The sequence below is a fragment of the Pseudomonas sp. Tri1 genome, from assembly GCF_017968885.1.
GTDB lineage: Bacteria > Pseudomonadota > Gammaproteobacteria > Pseudomonadales > Pseudomonadaceae > Aquipseudomonas.
In genome coordinates this window covers 50326-66415 of sequence record NZ_CP072913.1, presented here as the reverse complement: position 1 = coordinate 66415, position 16090 = coordinate 50326, and the positions used below count along the sequence as shown (strand labels likewise).

The following is a 16090-nucleotide window of genomic DNA, read 5'->3' as shown; positions in this document are numbered from 1 at the left end:
GTTATGCGATATTGCTGCGATTGAGCATGGAGCCCCCACCTTTTGGGGTAAAGCCCATGCAAAGTAATGACTAGGATAAGCACAGCTTATGTATGAAGCCTTGGGTGACCTGTCCTTGGACCTGTTCCGTGCCTTTGAAGCGGCGGCCCGCCATCGCAGCTTTACGGCGGCAGCGGTTGAGCTGGGCACCACGCAACCGGCCATCAGCCAGCAGATCAAACGCCTGGAAGAACAACTGGGCACGCGGTTGTTCGACCGCATCTACCGTGGCATCGAACTGACCGAGGCCGGGACTATCCTGTTCGAGCAAGTACAGGCCGGTTTGCAGAGTATCGATGCCGGGCTGAGCGCAATCACCGCACAGCATCAGCACGAGGTGCTGCAAGTCGCCACGGACTTCGCGTTCGCCGCCTATTGGCTGATGCCGCGACTGCATAGGTTTCACGCGGCCAACCCGCAAGTGGACGTCAGCCTGGTGACCAGCGAGCGCAACCACAACATGTTGCGCACGGATATCGACGTTGCCGTACTGTTCGGCGACGGTCGCTTCAAACAGGGCGAAAGTCGCTGGCTGTTCAGCGAAGAAGTCTTTCCGGTGTGCAGCCCGCTCTTGCTCAAGGAGCGCCCCCTGCCCTTGCCGGCCCATGCCTTGTCGGAGTTCGCGCTGCTGCATCTGCGTGGGGAAAACAGCAGCAACTGGTTCGACTGGAGCGGCGTATTCCGTGAGCTGGGCATCACCTCGCCACCGGCGCCCGGCCAGCTGCGGTTCGACAACTACACCTTGCTTATCCAGGCGGCGATTGGCGGCCAAGGCGTGGCCATCGGCTGGCGCCACCTTGTGGATAACTTATTGGCTCAAGGGCTGCTATGCCGCCCAATCGCTGAAACGGTGCTGTCGCGGTTGGGGTATTACGTGGTCTTGCCCCAGCGTAAACGGCGCGGCGGGCTTATCCGGCTGTTTGTGGACTGGTTGATGGAGGAACAGGCCAACAGCGCCGAATCGCTCACCGGGTTGCCGTTGCCATCGATTGCTGTTTGAGTCCGTGGCGGGGACTTGAGTGCGTCACCGTCCTTGTGGGGCCGCTTCGCAGCCCAGCGGGAGCAAGCTCCCTCGCCACGGGGGGCGAAGTCCACGGCTAGTTGGCGGCCACGAAGCTGACATGCTGGCCCACGTGCAGGTTCAAGCGCAGCTCATCGGCAATGCCGACCGCCACTCGGTTGAGCCGCTCCAGGGATTCGGCCATGCCGGGTTCCAGGCTCGTGCTGACTTGGCTGAAATGCTCGATACCCAAGCCTGGCGCGGCGTAAGGCGCGTTGATCAAGGTCCATTGCAAGGTGCTGTTCTTCAGGGCATCGAGCACTTCTTCGGCGGCATGGCGCTGCAAATCGTCGTCCGCCAGCTCCTCGTCGAGACTGGCGAAGTCGCCCACCAGAAACAGCCGGGAAATACTCGCCGCCTGCATTCCGGCGATCAGTGCGTCGGCGGCCAATACTTGCTCCACGGGCCCCGGAATCAATGTGCGCTCCACTTGTTCGCTGTTCATCGGCAACCCCGGTGCATTGAGCAGGCACACCACGGCGCTGGCACCGGCCACGCTTTGCTTGACCCGCTCGGGATCGTAGAGGTCGCCGGTCTTGGTCCGCAGGCCTGGGCGTGGAGCCAGGGCAGTGAGATCGTCGAGAATGGCAATGACTTCATGCTGGCGGCGCAGCATTTCAGCCATCAACGCACTGCCGAGGCTGCTCATGGCACCATAGAGCACCACTTTGACGGCCGGGGTTTCGGCATTTTTCATGGCTGTTTTTCCTTTTTTTCCGCGTATAAGGCCTCTGACCCGCGGAAAACGGCAAGGGTTCGGCCTCTTTATCAAGGAGTGACAGATGCAGCGGATCAAGGGTTACCACGCCCACGTGTATTTCGACGCCAATACCATCGACCAGGCCAGAGCACTGTGCGAAGAAGCATCGCGGCTGTTCCCTTTGAAAATGGGCCGCGTCCACCAGCGCCCAGTCGGCCCACACCCGGACTGGAGCTGTCAGCTGGCGTTCGATCCGCAGTACATCGGCGTGGTCCTGCCGTGGCTGGCGCTCAATCGCAAAGGCCTGGTGATTTTCATGCACCCGGATACCGGCGATGACTTGATGGATCACACCGAACACGCGATCTGGATGGGGGCGGTGCGGCCGTTGGATCTTTCAGCGTTTAAAGCAACCCCCTGATTTGCTATCCCCTCGCCCCAAGGCAATAGCGCCCGTGGAAACATCATCGACAACTCATCAGCCATCACCAGCCGCGAAAGCTGGCTGAAAGCTTGCGCGATTAGGATCGCCCCACTACCGGCAAAAGACCGGTGGCCAGAAGCGAGTGCTGAAAAGCTCGCTCGGCCCTTTTAACAACAACAATGGTGATTCTGATGTCCGCTGCTATCCGTCCCGCTACACCCACTCCATCCGTCCGCCTTGAGCCTTGCATCCTGCGCTGACCTGTCCGGTTCGCCTTTGCCCGCCGCGCCACGCCTGGAGTATTTCCTATGCTGACTTTCCTTGGCTTCGCCATGGTCATCACGTTCATGTTCCTGATCATGACCAAGCGCCTGTCCGCGCTGATCGCCTTGATCATCATCCCGATCCTGTTTGCGCTGTTCGGTGGCTTCGCGCCGAAGATCGGCCCGATGATGCTCGAGGGCATCACCAAGCTCGCCCCGACCGGGGTGATGCTGATGTTCGCGATTCTGTATTTTGCCCTGATGATCGACTCCGGCCTGTTCGACCCGGCCGTGCGCAAGATCCTCAAGCTGGTCAAGGGCGACCCGTTGAAAGTTTCGGTCGGTACCGCCGTTCTGGCGCTCGTCGTTTCCCTCGATGGTGACGGCGCGACCACTTATATGATCTGCGTGGCCGCGATGCTGCCGCTCTACAGCCGCATCGGCATGAGCCCACGGATCATGGCTGGCCTGATCATCCTCGCCGGTGGCGTGATGAACATGACCCCCTGGGGCGGCCCGACGGCCCGCGCAGCCAGTGCGCTGCATGTCGATCCGTCGGATATTTTCGTGCCGATGATTCCTGCGATGGCCGCCGGTGTGGTGGCGATCCTGGTGATTGCCTACATGTACGGCAAACGTGAGCGTGCACGCCTGGGTGAACTGCACCTGGCCGGTGATGAAATCGACCACAGCGAAATCAGCGTTTCCCAGTTCCCGGACGCCCGTCGTCCGAAGCTGATCTGGTTCAACGGCGCGTTGACCCTGGGCCTGATGTGCACCCTGATCGCAGGCCTGTTGCCGCTGCCGGTGCTGTTCATGGTGGCCTTCAGTATCGCGATGATCGTCAACTACCCTTGCCTGCAGCAGCAGAAAGACCGCGTCGCGGCCCACGCCGGTAGCGTGTTGGCGGTGGTCGGTCTGATTTTCGCGGCGGGTATCTTCACCGGCATCCTGTCCGGCACCGGCATGGTCGATGCCATGTCCAAAAGCCTGCTGGCGGTGATCCCTGATTTCCTCGGCCCGTACCTGGCGGTGATCACGGCGCTGGTAAGCATGCCATTCACGTTCTTCATGTCGAACGACGCGTTTTACTATGGTGTGTTGCCGGTGCTCTCCGAAGCGGCCAGTCACTACGGCATCACGGCAGTGGAAATGGCCCGTGCCTCCATCGTCGGCCAGCCCGTCCACCTGTTGAGCCCGCTGGTGCCGTCCACTTACCTGCTGGTGGCCCTGGCCGGGATCGAGTTCGGCGATCACCAGCGCTTCACCTTGAAGTGGGCAGTGCTGGTTTGCCTGTGCATAATGTTCGCCGCGTTGCTGATGGGGATTTTTCCGCTGTTCAGCACTCTATAAAAGCAATGCCCGCTGCGCTGCCTTCGGTGGCGTGGCCTAACACTCGCTCAAAGGAACTCACATGGAATGGCTGACCAACCCGGAAATCTGGGTTGCCTTCTTTACCTTGACCGCCCTGGAAATCGTCCTGGGCATCGACAACATCATCATGATCTCGATCCTGGTCAGCCGCATGCCCAAGCATATGCAGGCGCGCACCCGGATCTTCGGCCTGGCGCTGGCCATGGTCACGCGGATCCTGTTGCTGCTGTCCATCACCTGGGTCATGCGCCTGACTGCTGATTTGTTCGAAGTGTTCGGCCAGGGCATCTCCGGTCGTGACCTGATCCTGTTCTTCGGTGGCCTGTTCCTGCTGTGGAAAAGCTCCCAGGAGATGTACCACGCGCTGGAAGGCGAAGATGAAACCAACGAAGAGCCTTCGGGCAAGGGTGGTAACTTCATCTACACCATCATCCAGATCGCGATCATCGACATCGTGTTCTCCTTGGACTCGGTCATTACCGCAGTCGGCATGGTCTCCCATGTACCGGTGATGGTGGCGGCAATCATCGTGGCCGTGCTGGTGATGATGGCGGCCTCGGGCACCATCAGTGAGTTCATCGACAAGCACCCGTCGCTGAAAATGCTCGCGCTGTCGTTCCTGCTGGTGGTGGGTACCGTGCTGATCGCCGAATCGTTCGACGTGCATGTACCAAAAGGCTACGTCTACTTCGCGATGGCGTTCTCCCTGGCGGTGGAAGCCATCAACATCAAGATGCGCACGGCGATTGCCCGCAAGCGCAAGCAGCAGGATCCGGTGAAACTGCGTAAGGATGTACCGGGCCAGTAAGGCTGCCGGGGCAATGAATGAAGGGGCTTTCGAAGCCCCTTTTTCATGCCTGCCGGAAGGTAACCGGATGCAAAACCTGTGGGAGCGAGCCTGCTCGCGATGAGGCCGCAACATTCAATATCTTCATTGGCTAACAGACCGCTATCGCGAGCAGGCTCGCTCCCACAGGGTTTCGTGATGTCTTTGGTGAATGGTTTTTTATGACAGTTTTGTTTCAATCGATTCTTTAGCTGTGCAATGCTGGCGCTCGAACCGTTCGCCAACTACAGCTTAAGTACAACAAAGAACTATGTGGCACTGTCAATTTGTCCCTTTGGGACGCTAACAGGGGGCTCCTCATGCTGACCCTGCTCAATTTGCTCTCCGCCGTGGCCCTGCTGATCTGGGGCACGCACATCGTCCGTACCGGCATCCTGCGGGTCTATGGCTCGAACCTGCGCCACGTCATCGGCCAGAACATGTCCAGACGCTGGTTGGCCTTCGTCGCCGGCATCATGGTCACGGCCATGGTCCAGAGCAGCAACGCCACGGCCATGCTCGTCACCTCGTTCGTCGGCCAAGGCCTGATGGCGCTGACCCCCGCCCTGGCAACCATGCTCGGTGCCGATGTCGGTACCGCGCTGATGGCACGGGTGCTGACCCTGGACCTGTCGTGGCTGTCACCACTGCTGATTTTCCTCGGGGTGATTTTTTTCCTGTCGCGCAAACAGACCCGCGTCGGACAAATGGGCCGAGTGGGCATCGGCCTTGGCCTGATCATCCTGGCGTTGCAATTGATCGTCGAAGCCGCCGCGCCCATCACCCACGCCCAAGGGGTGAAAGTGATCTTCGCCTCGCTGACCGGCGACCTCCTGCTCGATGCGCTGGTCGGCGCGCTGTTTGCGATGATCTCCTATTCCAGCCTGGCTGCCGTGCTGCTGACCGCGACACTGGCCGGCGCCGCGGTGATCAGCCTGCCGGTGGCCATCGGCCTGGTGATCGGCGCCAACATCGGCAGCGGCGTCCTGGCCTTCCTCAGCACCAGCATGCAGAACGCCGCCGGGCGCCAGGTGGCGCTGGGCAGCCTGCTGTACAAGCTGATCGGCCTGTTGCTGATCATTCCGGTACTCGATCCACTGGTGGGTTGGCTCGACAGCCTGGATTTCAGCCCCCAGGAAACGGTCATCGGCTTTCACCTGCTCTACAACACCGTGCGCTGCCTGGTGCTGCTACCCAGCGTCGCGCCGATGGCCAGGCTCTGCACCTGGCTGCTGCCGGAACGTCCAGACACCAACGGCACCGCCAAGCCCCGGCACCTGGACCTCGCGGCCCTTGCTACCCCGAGCCTGGCGCTGGCGAACGCCGCCCGGGAAACCCTGCGCATCGGCGACCTGATCGAAAACATGCTCGAAGCCATGCTCGACGTGCTGCGCGGTGAGCAGACGGCGGTCACCCAGGAAGTACGGCGCATGAGCGACGACGTCGAGGCGTTGTGCAGCGCCATCAAGTTGTACATGGCGCAAATGCCCCGGGAGGACCTCAGCGAACAGGACAGCCGCCGCTGGGCGGAGATCATCGAGCTGGCAATCAACCTGAAGCTGGCCAGCGATCTGATCGAGCGCATGTTGCGCAAGGTCCAGCAACAGAAGACCTCTCAACGCCGCTCCTTTTCCGACGTCGGCCTGGAGGAATTGGCCGGGCTGCATAGCCATTTGATCGCCAACCTTCGGCTGGGACTGTCGGTGTTTCTCAGTGCCGATCGGGAAAGTGCCCGCCAGTTGCTGCGTGAGAAACGGCGCTTTCGCGCGCAGGAACGGCGGATGGCCCATGCCCATGTCAGTCGTCTGCAGCGCAAAGTCGTGCAAAGTATCGAGACCAGTTCGTTGCACCTGGAGTTGATCGCTGACATGCGACGCCTCAATTCGCTGTTCTGCGGCAGCGCCTACGTCGTCCTGGAGACGTCCGAAATCGGCGCGCTGGCCGCCGATGAAATTTCTGACATCACCCATTCACCTTGAACGACTGGCGCATTGGTCAGTCAGTAACAAAGGCTTGGGCTTGAAGTCATTCGCGAGCCGCCCTGCTCCCACTGTCATGAAAACTGCATAGATTCGAGGTGGGAGCGCGTTTGCTCCGGGCGGCGATCCAACGGTGACGGCCTGCCCGGCACCATGGACCTCCCCTCAGCCGCCAGGAAGCCCTTATGCGTTGTCTGTTGTTCGCCTTTCTTTTGCTCGGCTCGCTGCCAGTGGTCGCTCTGGATCGATTCCAGGTCGAAGGCTATACGCTGCCCAACGGTATGCAGCTATTGCTCAAACCCGGCAGTGAACGCGGGCATGTGGCGATCCGCTTGGTGGTTGGCGTGGGCCTGGACGATTTCAACTGCGCCGACAAAGAGCTGCCGCATTTGCTCGAGCACTTGCTGTTCAGTGGTGTCGATGACAGCGGCGAAGGCGGCCTGGAAGAACGCATGCAGGCGCTAGGCGGCGAGTGGAACGCCTTTACCAGCAATGCCGACACCACGTTCGTCATCGAGGCACCGGCCAGCAATCAACGCAAGGTCCTAGACCTGCTGCTGGCGCTGTTGACCCGCACCCGCATCGACGACAAAGCCCTGGAGGCGGCCAAACGGGTGGTCGAACGCGAAGACGGCGGCCACTACACGCACCTGCAACGCTGGCTCGACCGCCAGGACCTGAGCCACAAGGCCAGCAATCAACTGGCGGTGGAGTTGGGCTTGCGTTGTGCGGAACGGGCCGAGGTCGAACGCCTCACCCTCGCCAAGATCGAACATGTGCGCGAGGCCTGGTACGCGCCGAACAACATGACGCTGATCGTGGTCGGCGATCTTGACCGGTTGCTGCCGGCCTACCTGGAACGCACCTTTGGCGAACTCGAAGCGGTGGAACCCAGTACGCACGAACCGCTGCCGCAGATCCGCTACAGCGCGGTCACCAAGCGCAACCTCATCCGAGGCCTGGTCGGCAATGGCGCCAAGCTTCATTGGTTGTTTCCGGAGCCGGTGCTGGAACAGCAACACGATGAAACCTTCGACCTGCTCAAGGATTACCTGGACTGGGCGCTGTATCGCCAGTTGCGCCTGGCCCGCGGCCTGTCCTATGGGCCGTGGACAGAGCGGGAAGTGTTCGGCGGCGTCGGCTTCTTCAGCCTGAACGCGGACCTGGCCCGCGAGGATCTACCCCAAGCGGAACAGGCGCTCGAAGAACTGCGTAATACGCTGCTCAAGGATGGCCTCGACCCCGACAGTTTCATGCGCATCAAACGCGCGGCCATCGCGCATCAGACCTGGGCGGTTCAAGGTAACAGTGCCCTGGCCGATTACTATTGGGGTGCCCTGGGCGATTATGAAGACGGCCGCTTCGCCAACCCGGCTCTGCGCTTGCAGGGGGTGAGCCTGGAACAGGCAAACCAGGCCCTGCGCGAGCTGCTCAAGGACCCGGGTTACCTGCGCATCGAGAAACCGTTGCTCAGCGATGATGAGCTCGTGTGGGGATTGGGCGGTGCGCTGGGGTTGTTGTTGCTCGGGTTGGTAGTGTGGCAGGTGCGCCGCAGGGCCCGACCGAACGAAGAATGATCTTGTGGTGGCACTTTGTGGCAAGGGGATTTATCCCCGTTCGACTGCGAAGCAGTCGCGATCAAAGGCGGTTCGATTTCACTCAAGGGGTCTGTGGGGCTGCTTCGCAGCCCAGCGGGGATAAATCCCCTCGCCACAAGAGCACTCGTCACATCGTTGTCCTGGCGATACTCTGTCAGGGATATTTCCTACGACTTACTGTGAAACCACCGAATGCAGAAGCTGACTCTCTACATCCAGCGCCTCCTTGAATTGATGAAGCGCTATCCAGGGGTCATTGCGCTTGGAGGCTTCATTTCCGGGCTCGGCAGCTTCATGCTGGTGGACCGCCAGCAGGGCCTGGCGACCTGGATCGCTATCATGATGTTGGTGAGCTGGCTCTGGCTGATGGTCGAGAACAGCATGACCCGGCTGTTCACGCGGATTTTCAAACGGGAAATCCCCCAGCCGCTGTTGCGTTACGCCACGCAGATGATTCACCAGGAAAGCCTGTTTTTCGTCCTGCCGTTTTTCTTCATCACCACCACCTGGAACAGCAGCCAGCTGATTTTCACCGGCCTGCTCACAGCGGCGGCGCTGATCTCGATCATCGACCCTTTGTACTACAAATGGCTGGCCCCCCGGCGCTGGGCGTTCCTGGCACTGCACACGCTGACGCTGTTCGCCGCCCTGCTCACCGCACTGCCCGTCATCCTGCACCTGACCACCGACCAAAGCTTCAAGCTGGCGCTGGGCACTGCCATGCTGCTGTCGTTCCCGAGCCTGGCGTCGATCTTTCCAATCCGCACCGTGCGCAACGCCCTGGCGATTTTATGCATCACCGCAGGGATTGGCGCCGCCGGCTGGGTGCTGCGCTCCTGGGTGCCGCCCGCGACGCTGTGGATGACCGAAGTGGCGATCAGCACCCAACTGGAGGACCGCACGCCGGGCGCCAGCCTCAAGGAAGTCAGCGCCGCGCAGATTCGCAGCAACGGCCTGTACGCCTACACCGCCATCAACGCGCCACGGGGGCTCGATGAGCGGATCTACCATGTCTGGCAGTTCAACGGCAAAGAAGTCGACCGCATCGCTCTGGACATCCATGGCGGACGCAAGGAAGGCTATCGCGCCTGGACTCACAAACAGAATTTCCCGGACGACCCGACAGGCAAATGGCAGGTACGGGTGCTGACGGAAAACGGCCAGATGATCGGGGTGCTGCGTTTCAATGTGAGCGCCGCTGCGGCCCAAGCAAAATGATTGCGGTCGTGGTATTAGGTAGCGCTGGTTGAAACCCAACGAGCATGGAGCTTATGACCCCTAGCCCCCACACTGGCACTGCCCGACTGGATACGTCCGACTCTGCGGCGAAGCTGTTGGTCAGCGGCGACTGGACCCTGGCCCATTACACGCAACTCAAGCGCTTGAGCGACTCGTTGCGCGGTCAGTACGATGAGAACACCCAGATCGACCTCAACGGTCTCGGCGCCCTCGACACCGCTGGGGCCTCGTTGCTGGTGGAACTGCTGGGCTCCGAACGGCTGGGCAAGACCACTGAACACCCCGATTGCAGTCTGCCGGCCGCCGAGCGAGCGCTGTTGCAGACCGTCTATTGCTCGTTGACGGACTTCTGCGTACCGGACAAAGAGCCGAGCGTCAGCGTCGTGACTCAGTTGCTCACGCGCATTGGTCGCGCCGTGGAGAAGGTCTGGCAGGACACCCTGCAACTGTTGGGCTTTGTCGGCTTGATTCTGGAAACCCTGGGCCGCGGCCTGTTCCACCCCAGGCGTTGGCGCATTACCCCGATGGTCGTTCACATCGAACAGACCGGCCTGGATGCGGCGCCCATCGTCGCCTTGCTGACGTTCCTGGTGGGTGCGGTAGTGGCGTTCCTCGGGGCGACGGTACTGGCCGATTTCGGCGCCAGTATCTTCACCGTGGACCTGGTAGCGTTCTCGTTTTTGCGCGAATTCGGCGTGTTGCTGACGGCGATTCTCATGGCGGGCCGCACCGCCAGTGCGTTCACCGCGCAAATCGGCTCGATGAAGGCCAACGAAGAAATCGACGCGATCCGCACCCTTGGCCTCGATCCCGTCGAGTTGCTGGTGGTGCCGCGGGTGCTGGCGTTGCTGGTGGCCCTGCCGATGCTGACCTTCGTGGCGATGCTCTCGGGCATTGTCGGTGGCGGTGTCGTGTGCGCCTTGTCGCTGGGTATTTCCCCGGCCATGTTCCTGACGCTGTTGCAGTCGGACATCGGCGTGCAGCATTTCGTGGTGGGGATGGTCAAGGCGCCGATCTTTGCCTTTCTGATCGCCGCCGTGGGTTGCCTGGAAGGCTTCAAGGTCAGTGGCAGCGCCGAGTCGGTCGGGGCTCACACCACCTCCAGTGTGGTGCAGTCGATTTTCGTGGTGATCGTGCTCGATGCCGTGGCCGCGCTGTTCTTCATGGAGATGAAATGGTGAGCCGCCCCTCAAGGCCGCCCACCGAGGCGGTGATTCAAGTGCGCGGTGTGTGCAATCGCTTTGGCCGCCAGAGCGTGCATGAAAACCTCGACCTGGACGTGTACAAGGGCGAGATTCTCGCCGTGGTCGGCGGCTCCGGCAGCGGCAAATCAGTGCTGTTGCGCAGCATCGTCGGCTTGCGCCGGCCCAGCGAAGGGTCAGTGCGGGTGTTCGGCCAGGACTTGCCAAGCCTGCCGCCGACGCAACGCTCGCGGGTGGAGCGGCGCTTTGGCGTGTTGTTCCAGAAAGGCGCGCTGTTTTCGTCCCTGACCGTGACAGAAAATGTCGCCCTGCCGCTGATCGAACACGCCGGGCTCAGCCGAGCCGATGCCGAGCATCTGGCCGCAGTCAAACTGGCGCTGGCCGGGCTGCCGCTATCGGCCGCCGACAAATACCCCGCCTCGCTGTCCGGCGGCATGATCAAGCGTGCAGCCTTGGCCCGGGCGCTGGCCCTGGACCCGGACATTCTGTTTCTCGATGAACCCACCGCCGGTCTCGACCCCATCGGCGCGGCAGCGTTCGACCAATTGATCCTGACGCTGCGCGATGCCCTGGGCTTGAGCGTGTTCCTGGTCACCCATGACCTGGACACCCTCTACACCATTACCGATCGGGTCGCGGTACTAGCCCAGAAAAAAGTATTGGTGGTCGATGTCATCGATAAGGTGTCGGAAACCGACGATGCCTGGATTCACGAATACTTCCATGGCCCACGCGGTCGCGCGGCGTTATCGGCCGCTACACAATTGAACGAGGTCTGACATGGAAACCCGAGCCCATCATGTATTGATCGGCCTGTTCACCGTAATCGTGGTGGTCGGCGCCCTGCTGTTTGGCCTGTGGCTGGCCAAGTCCAGCGTGGACAGCGAATTCAAGTATTACGAAGTGGTGTTCAACGAGGCGGTCAGTGGGCTGTCCAGGGGCAGTTCGGTGGAGTACAGCGGCATCAAGGTCGGGGATGTGGTCAATCTGCGCCTGGACCCGAACGACCCGCGCCGGGTGCTGGCACGGGTGCGCTTGAGCGGTGAAACACCGATCAAGCAGGACACCCAGGCCAAGTTGGCCCTGACCGGCATCACCGGCACCTCGATTATCCAGCTCAGCGGTGGCACCCCCCAGAGCCCGCCGCTGACCGGGCACGATGGTGAGCCGCCGGTGATTGTCGCCGCGCCCTCGCCTATCGCCCGCCTGCTGAACAACAGCGATGACTTGATGACCAGCATCAACCTGCTGCTGCACAACGCCAATGAAGTGTTTTCCTCGGACAACGTCCAGCGCCTGGGCAAGACCCTCGAACACCTGGAACAGACCACCGGGGTCATTGCCGAGCAGCGCGGCGACATTCGCCAGGCCATGCAGCAACTGGCGGCCATCGGCAAACAGGCCAGCGCTACGCTGGAACAGACCACGGCGTTGATGCGCAACGCCAATGGTTTGCTCAACGACCAGGGCAAACAGGCGTTCGGCAGCGCCGGCCTGGCTATGCAGTCCCTGGCTCGCAGCACCGCGACCCTGGACAAACTGTTGAACGACAACCGCGACTCGTTGAATAACGGCATGCAGGGCCTCAATGCCCTGGCGCCAGCCGTGCGTGAGCTGCGCGAAACCCTGAGCGCCCTGCGGGGGATCTCCCGGCGCCTGGATGCCAACCCCAGCGGCTATTTGCTGGGTAATGACAAGAACAAGGAGTTCACGCCATGAGGCCGTGCAACCGTTTTATCCGCCCTATCCTCTTGCTGGCAGGATTGCTCCTGGTGGGCGGTTGCTCGATTTTGCCCAAGGCTGAGCCTTCGGATGTGTACCGCTTGCCCGTCACCCAGGCCCCGGCATCTGCGGGCACGGCAGTGAGCTGGTCGCTGCGCCTGGCCAGCCCCCAGGCCAGCGAGGTGCTCAACAGCCCGAACATCGCGGTCATTCCCCACGGCAACCTGCTCAGCAGCTACGCCGCCTCGCGCTGGAGCGATCCGGCGCCGGTGCTGTTGCGTAACCGCTTGCTCGATGGCTTCGCCCAGGATCGACGCGTCGGGTTGTTGAGTGTCGCCGACAGCAACTTGCAAGCTGACCTGGAGCTGGGCGGCCAACTACAGGCCTTCCAGACCGAGTACCAAGGTAGCACGGCCAGCGTGGTGATCCGCCTGGATGCGCTGCTGGTGCGCGGCTTCGACCAACGCATCCTGGCCAGTCGCCGCTTTGAAGTACGCCAGCCGCTGAACGACGTGAAAGTGCCGGCGGTGGTGGAAGGTTTTGGCCACGCCAGTGATCGGCTGACGGCTGAGGTAGTGAACTGGACCCTGGAGCAAGGCCAGCGCTTCGCTACGCCCCCACCCCTCTGACGGCTTCTGGGGGTGGAACTCTGGTTCAGCCAAAGAACCAGTAGCACACCCCGATCGCCGCCACGACTCCGGAGAATTCGGCCAGCAGCGCACAGCCCACCGCATGCCGCGCCCGCTGGATGCCCACCGCACCGAAATACACCGCCAACACATAGAACGTGGTTTCGGTGCTGCCCTGGATGGTCGCTGCCACCAACGCCGGGAAACTGTCCACGCCAGAGGTCTTCATGGTCTCGATCAACATCGCCCGGGCGGCGCTGCCGGAGAATGGCTTGACCATGGCGGTCGGCAAGGCATCGACAAAACGCGTGTCCCAACCGGCCCACTGCACCAGGTGCCGAATACCGTCGAGGCCAAAATCCAATGCCCCCGAGGCCCGCAACACACCCACGGCGCACAACATCGCCACCAAATACGGCAGTAATGTCTTGGCCACGTCGAAACCTTCCTTGGCGCCCTCGATGAAGGCTTCATACACCTTGACCTTGCGCAGGGCGCCCACCACCAGGAACACAATGATCAAGCCGAACAGCGTCAGATTGCCGAGGATCGATGACAGCCCCGCCAGAGCCGTGGCCGAGAGCGTTGCCAGCAGGGCCATGAAGCCGCCCAGCACCAACGCACCCGGGATCAGATAAGCCAGCACGACCGGGTCCCACAACCGCAGGCGCTGCATGAACGCCACCGACAGCAGCCCCATCAAGGTCGAGGCGCTGGTGGCAAGCAGGATCGGCAGGAACACCAGGGTCGGGTCCGGCGCGCCTTGCTGGGCGCGGTACATGAAGATCGTCACCGGCAGCAGCGTCAGCGACGAAGCGTTGAGCACCAGAAACAGAATTTGCGCATTACTGGCGATGGTCGGGCTGGGATTGAGGTCCTGCAGGGCACGCATGGCCTTCAGGCCGATGGGCGTAGCGGCGTTATCCAGCCCCAGGCCGTTGGCGGCGAAGTTGAGGGTGATCAGGCCAATTGCCGGATGGCCGGCCGGGACTTCCGGCATCAGGCGCAAGAACAGCGGGCCGAGTGCCTTGGCCAGCCAATCGACGATGCCAGCCTTTTCGGCGATGCGCAGGAAGCCCAGCCACAGGGTCAAGGTGCCGAACAACAGGACCATCACCTCCACCGACAGCTTGGCCATGGCGAAAATGCTTTCCACCATGGTCGCGAAGATCCCGGCGTTGCCGCCGATCAACCACTGCGCCAGCGCCGACACGGCTGCCACGATAAAGAAGCCAAGCCACAGGCCATTGAGCATCGGTTAAATCCCCCGGAAGATGCGGCGAATGATAGCGGGGCTGGCAGAAACGACAAACCCCGGATTTCTCCGGGGTTCGCTAGTCACTGCACAGGTGATGAATGTGGGAGCGAGCTTGCTCGCGATGGCGTCGGATCAATCAGCATTGATGTTGGCTGACATATCGCAATCGCGAGCAAGCTCGCTCCCACAGGGGTCATGTGTGTCAGCGACTGGAAACTTCCCCCGCCGGCAGCGGTTCTTTGCTGCGCCAGTGCGGCAGGGAGTTCCAGTAGCGCTGGCCCTTGGCATCGTCGTACATGCCTTCCCAGCGGGAGATGACCAGCACGGCCAAGGCGTTACCGATCACGTTAAGCGCGGTACGGGCCATGTCCATGATGCGGTCGACACCGGCGATGAAGGCCAGGCCTTCCAGCGGAATACCCACACTGCCCAGGGTGGCCAGCAACACCACGAAGGATACGCCCGGCACACCGGCGATGCCTTTGGAGGTGACCATCAGGGTCAGCACCAGCAGCAATTGCTGGCTGATGGACAGGTCGATGCCGTACAGCTGGGCGATGAAAATCGCCGCGATGCTCTGGTACAGGGTTGAGCCATCAAGGTTGAACGAGTAACCGGTGGGCACTACGAAACTGCAAATGGCTTTAGGTGCGCCGTAGGCTTCCATCTTCTCGATCACGCGCGGAAGCACGGTTTCGGAGCTGGCGGTGGAATAGGCCAGCACCAGCTCGTCCTTGAAGATGCGCATCAGCTTGAGCACCGAGAAGCCAAACAGGCGCGCGATCAGGCCCAGCACCACAAAGGCGAAGAAGGCGATGGCGACGTAAACCAGGATCACCAGTTTTGCCAGCGGCAGCAGCGACGCGAAACCGAAGTTGGCGACCGTCACCGCGATCAGCGCGAACACGCCAATCGGGGCGTATTGCATGATCATGTGGGTGACCTTGAACATGCTTTCCGACACGCCCTGGAACATTTTCACCAGCGGTTCGCGCAGGTCCGATTGCAGGCTGGACAGACCGAGGCCAAACAGCACGGAGAAGAAAATGATCGGCAGCATCTCGCCACGGGCGACCGCTGCAAAGATGTTGGACGGGATCAGGTTCAGGATGGTCTGGACGAAGGCGTGTTCATGCTGGACTTCAGCGGCGGTGGCCTGGTACTTGGAAATATCCACGGTGCCCAGGGTGCTCATGTCGATGCCGCTGCCCGGCTGGAAGAAGTTGGCCAGCAACAGGCCGACGACGATGGCGATGGTGGTGACGATTTCGAAGTAAAGAATGGTCTTGAGACCGATACGCCCCAGCTTCTTGGCGTCACCGACCCCGGCAATGCCGACGATCAGCGAAGAAATCACGATCGGGATCACGATCATCTTGATCAGACGGATAAAGATATCGCCCGCCGGTTGCAGCACGTTGCTGATCCACCAGGCCTTCTCGGCACTGAAATGGTTGAGCAGCGCGCCCAATGCAATCCCGAGCACCAGACCGATGAGGATCTGCCAGGCGAGGCTTAGTTTTGCCTTCTTCATATCGTTACCCTTACTTCAGTTGGACTCGGACAGAGGCACGAACCGAAACGCCAACGACGCTGCGAAATCGCACCTCTGCCCCCGTATAAGGTCACCCCGAGCACGCGCTTGCGGCTTACTGGCAGGCGAAAAAAGGCGCAACTATTGCGATGCGAGGGAAGCCCGTCTAATGCCGTAAACGCCTACCCCATGCCGAATCGGCATGAGATTTTGAAAAACAAATGCACGTCACAGCCGGTTCGA

The 16090-nt window shown here is 61.3% G+C and carries 14 protein-coding genes; 11 read left to right on the top strand and 3 right to left on the bottom strand.

What is annotated here, in order from left to right; translation table 11 throughout:
• Positions 1 to 88 precede the first annotated feature (88 nt).
• On the top strand, positions 89 to 1039 hold the full coding sequence (locus tag J9870_RS00300) for a LysR family transcriptional regulator (protein ID WP_210642198.1): 951 nt from the start codon (positions 89 to 91) through the stop codon (positions 1037 to 1039).
• A gap of 97 nt (positions 1040 to 1136) precedes the next feature.
• Here the strand turns inward: J9870_RS00300 and J9870_RS00295 are convergent, their stop codons facing one another.
• Complete coding sequence (locus J9870_RS00295) at positions 1137 to 1796, bottom strand: NAD(P)H-binding protein (protein WP_210642197.1); 660 nt, start codon at positions 1794 to 1796, stop codon at positions 1137 to 1139.
• Between the two features lie 85 nt (positions 1797 to 1881).
• On the opposite strand from J9870_RS00295, the gene J9870_RS00290 reads away from it, so the two are divergent.
• The 10 genes from J9870_RS00290 to J9870_RS00245 all read left to right on the top strand — a co-directional run bounded on the left by J9870_RS00290 (position 1882) and on the right by J9870_RS00245 (position 13055).
• Positions 1882 to 2220, top strand: a complete 339-nt coding sequence (locus tag J9870_RS00290) for a DOPA 4,5-dioxygenase family protein (protein WP_210642196.1) — start codon at positions 1882 to 1884, stop codon at positions 2218 to 2220.
• Positions 2221 to 2531: 311 nt separating this feature from the next.
• Positions 2532 to 3839: a CitMHS family transporter gene (locus J9870_RS00285; protein WP_210642195.1), complete on the top strand. Its 1308-nt coding sequence runs from the start codon at positions 2532 to 2534 to the stop codon at positions 3837 to 3839.
• A gap of 61 nt (positions 3840 to 3900) precedes the next feature.
• Entirely contained in the window at positions 3901 to 4668 is a 768-nt protein-coding gene (locus J9870_RS00280; RefSeq protein WP_210642194.1) for a TerC family protein, read from the top strand.
• 338 nt (positions 4669 to 5006) lie between these two features.
• Positions 5007 to 6665, top strand: a complete 1659-nt coding sequence (locus tag J9870_RS00275; protein WP_210642193.1) for a Na/Pi cotransporter family protein — start codon at positions 5007 to 5009, stop codon at positions 6663 to 6665.
• A gap of 185 nt (positions 6666 to 6850) precedes the next feature.
• Positions 6851 to 8242: an insulinase family protein gene (locus tag J9870_RS00270; protein ID WP_210642192.1), complete on the top strand. Its 1392-nt coding sequence runs from the start codon at positions 6851 to 6853 to the stop codon at positions 8240 to 8242.
• Between the two features lie 213 nt (positions 8243 to 8455).
• Positions 8456 to 9481 carry a DUF5924 family protein gene (locus J9870_RS00265; RefSeq protein WP_210642191.1) on the top strand — a complete coding sequence of 342 codons (1026 nt, stop codon included), beginning with the start codon at positions 8456 to 8458 and terminating at the stop codon, positions 9479 to 9481.
• A gap of 53 nt (positions 9482 to 9534) precedes the next feature.
• A complete protein-coding gene (locus J9870_RS00260; RefSeq protein WP_210642190.1) occupies positions 9535 to 10683 on the top strand; it encodes an ABC transporter permease in 1149 nt (382 codons plus the stop codon).
• Positions 10677 to 11483, top strand: coding sequence for an ATP-binding cassette domain-containing protein (locus J9870_RS00255; protein ID WP_210642189.1), 807 nt, complete (start codon positions 10677 to 10679; stop codon positions 11481 to 11483). Before J9870_RS00260 ends, J9870_RS00255 begins: the two co-directional genes overlap by 7 nt.
• A 1-nt stretch (position 11484) precedes the next feature.
• On the top strand, positions 11485 to 12423 hold the full coding sequence (locus tag J9870_RS00250) for an MlaD family protein (RefSeq protein WP_210642188.1): 939 nt from the start codon (positions 11485 to 11487) through the stop codon (positions 12421 to 12423).
• Positions 12420 to 13055: an ABC-type transport auxiliary lipoprotein family protein gene (locus tag J9870_RS00245; RefSeq protein ID WP_210642187.1), complete on the top strand. Its 636-nt coding sequence runs from the start codon at positions 12420 to 12422 to the stop codon at positions 13053 to 13055. Before J9870_RS00250 ends, J9870_RS00245 begins: the two co-directional genes overlap by 4 nt.
• Before the next feature lie 25 nt (positions 13056 to 13080).
• Here J9870_RS00245 and J9870_RS00240 read toward each other — a convergent pair whose 3' ends face one another.
• Together J9870_RS00240 and gltP are read right to left on the bottom strand one after the other, a co-directional pair.
• Positions 13081 to 14310, bottom strand: coding sequence for a spore maturation protein (locus J9870_RS00240; protein ID WP_210642186.1), 1230 nt, complete (start codon positions 14308 to 14310; stop codon positions 13081 to 13083).
• A gap of 205 nt (positions 14311 to 14515) precedes the next feature.
• Positions 14516 to 15847, bottom strand: a complete 1332-nt coding sequence (gene gltP, locus J9870_RS00235) for a glutamate/aspartate:proton symporter GltP (RefSeq protein ID WP_210642185.1) — start codon at positions 15845 to 15847, stop codon at positions 14516 to 14518.
• Between the last annotated feature and the right edge of the window lie 243 nt (positions 15848 to 16090).

Coding starts and splice junctions, on each gene's coding strand:
- J9870_RS00295 (WP_210642197.1), bottom strand. CDS start 1,796: ATGAAAAATGCCGAAACCCCGGCCGTCAAAGTGGTGCTCTATGGTGCC.
- J9870_RS00265 (WP_210642191.1), top strand. CDS start 8,456: ATGCAGAAGCTGACTCTCTACATCCAGCGCCTCCTTGAATTGATGAAG.
- J9870_RS00250 (WP_210642188.1), top strand. CDS start 11,485: ATGGAAACCCGAGCCCATCATGTATTGATCGGCCTGTTCACCGTAATC.
- gltP (WP_210642185.1), bottom strand. CDS start 15,847: ATGAAGAAGGCAAAACTAAGCCTCGCCTGGCAGATCCTCATCGGTCTG.
- J9870_RS00275 (WP_210642193.1), top strand. CDS start 5,007: ATGCTGACCCTGCTCAATTTGCTCTCCGCCGTGGCCCTGCTGATCTGG.
- J9870_RS00260 (WP_210642190.1), top strand. CDS start 9,535: ATGACCCCTAGCCCCCACACTGGCACTGCCCGACTGGATACGTCCGAC.
- J9870_RS00270 (WP_210642192.1), top strand. CDS start 6,851: ATGCGTTGTCTGTTGTTCGCCTTTCTTTTGCTCGGCTCGCTGCCAGTG.
- J9870_RS00240 (WP_210642186.1), bottom strand. CDS start 14,310: ATGCTCAATGGCCTGTGGCTTGGCTTCTTTATCGTGGCAGCCGTGTCG.
- J9870_RS00290 (WP_210642196.1), top strand. CDS start 1,882: ATGCAGCGGATCAAGGGTTACCACGCCCACGTGTATTTCGACGCCAAT.
- J9870_RS00255 (WP_210642189.1), top strand. CDS start 10,677: ATGGTGAGCCGCCCCTCAAGGCCGCCCACCGAGGCGGTGATTCAAGTG.
- J9870_RS00285 (WP_210642195.1), top strand. CDS start 2,532: ATGCTGACTTTCCTTGGCTTCGCCATGGTCATCACGTTCATGTTCCTG.
- J9870_RS00300 (WP_210642198.1), top strand. CDS start 89: ATGTATGAAGCCTTGGGTGACCTGTCCTTGGACCTGTTCCGTGCCTTT.
- J9870_RS00280 (WP_210642194.1), top strand. CDS start 3,901: ATGGAATGGCTGACCAACCCGGAAATCTGGGTTGCCTTCTTTACCTTG.
- J9870_RS00245 (WP_210642187.1), top strand. CDS start 12,420: ATGAGGCCGTGCAACCGTTTTATCCGCCCTATCCTCTTGCTGGCAGGA.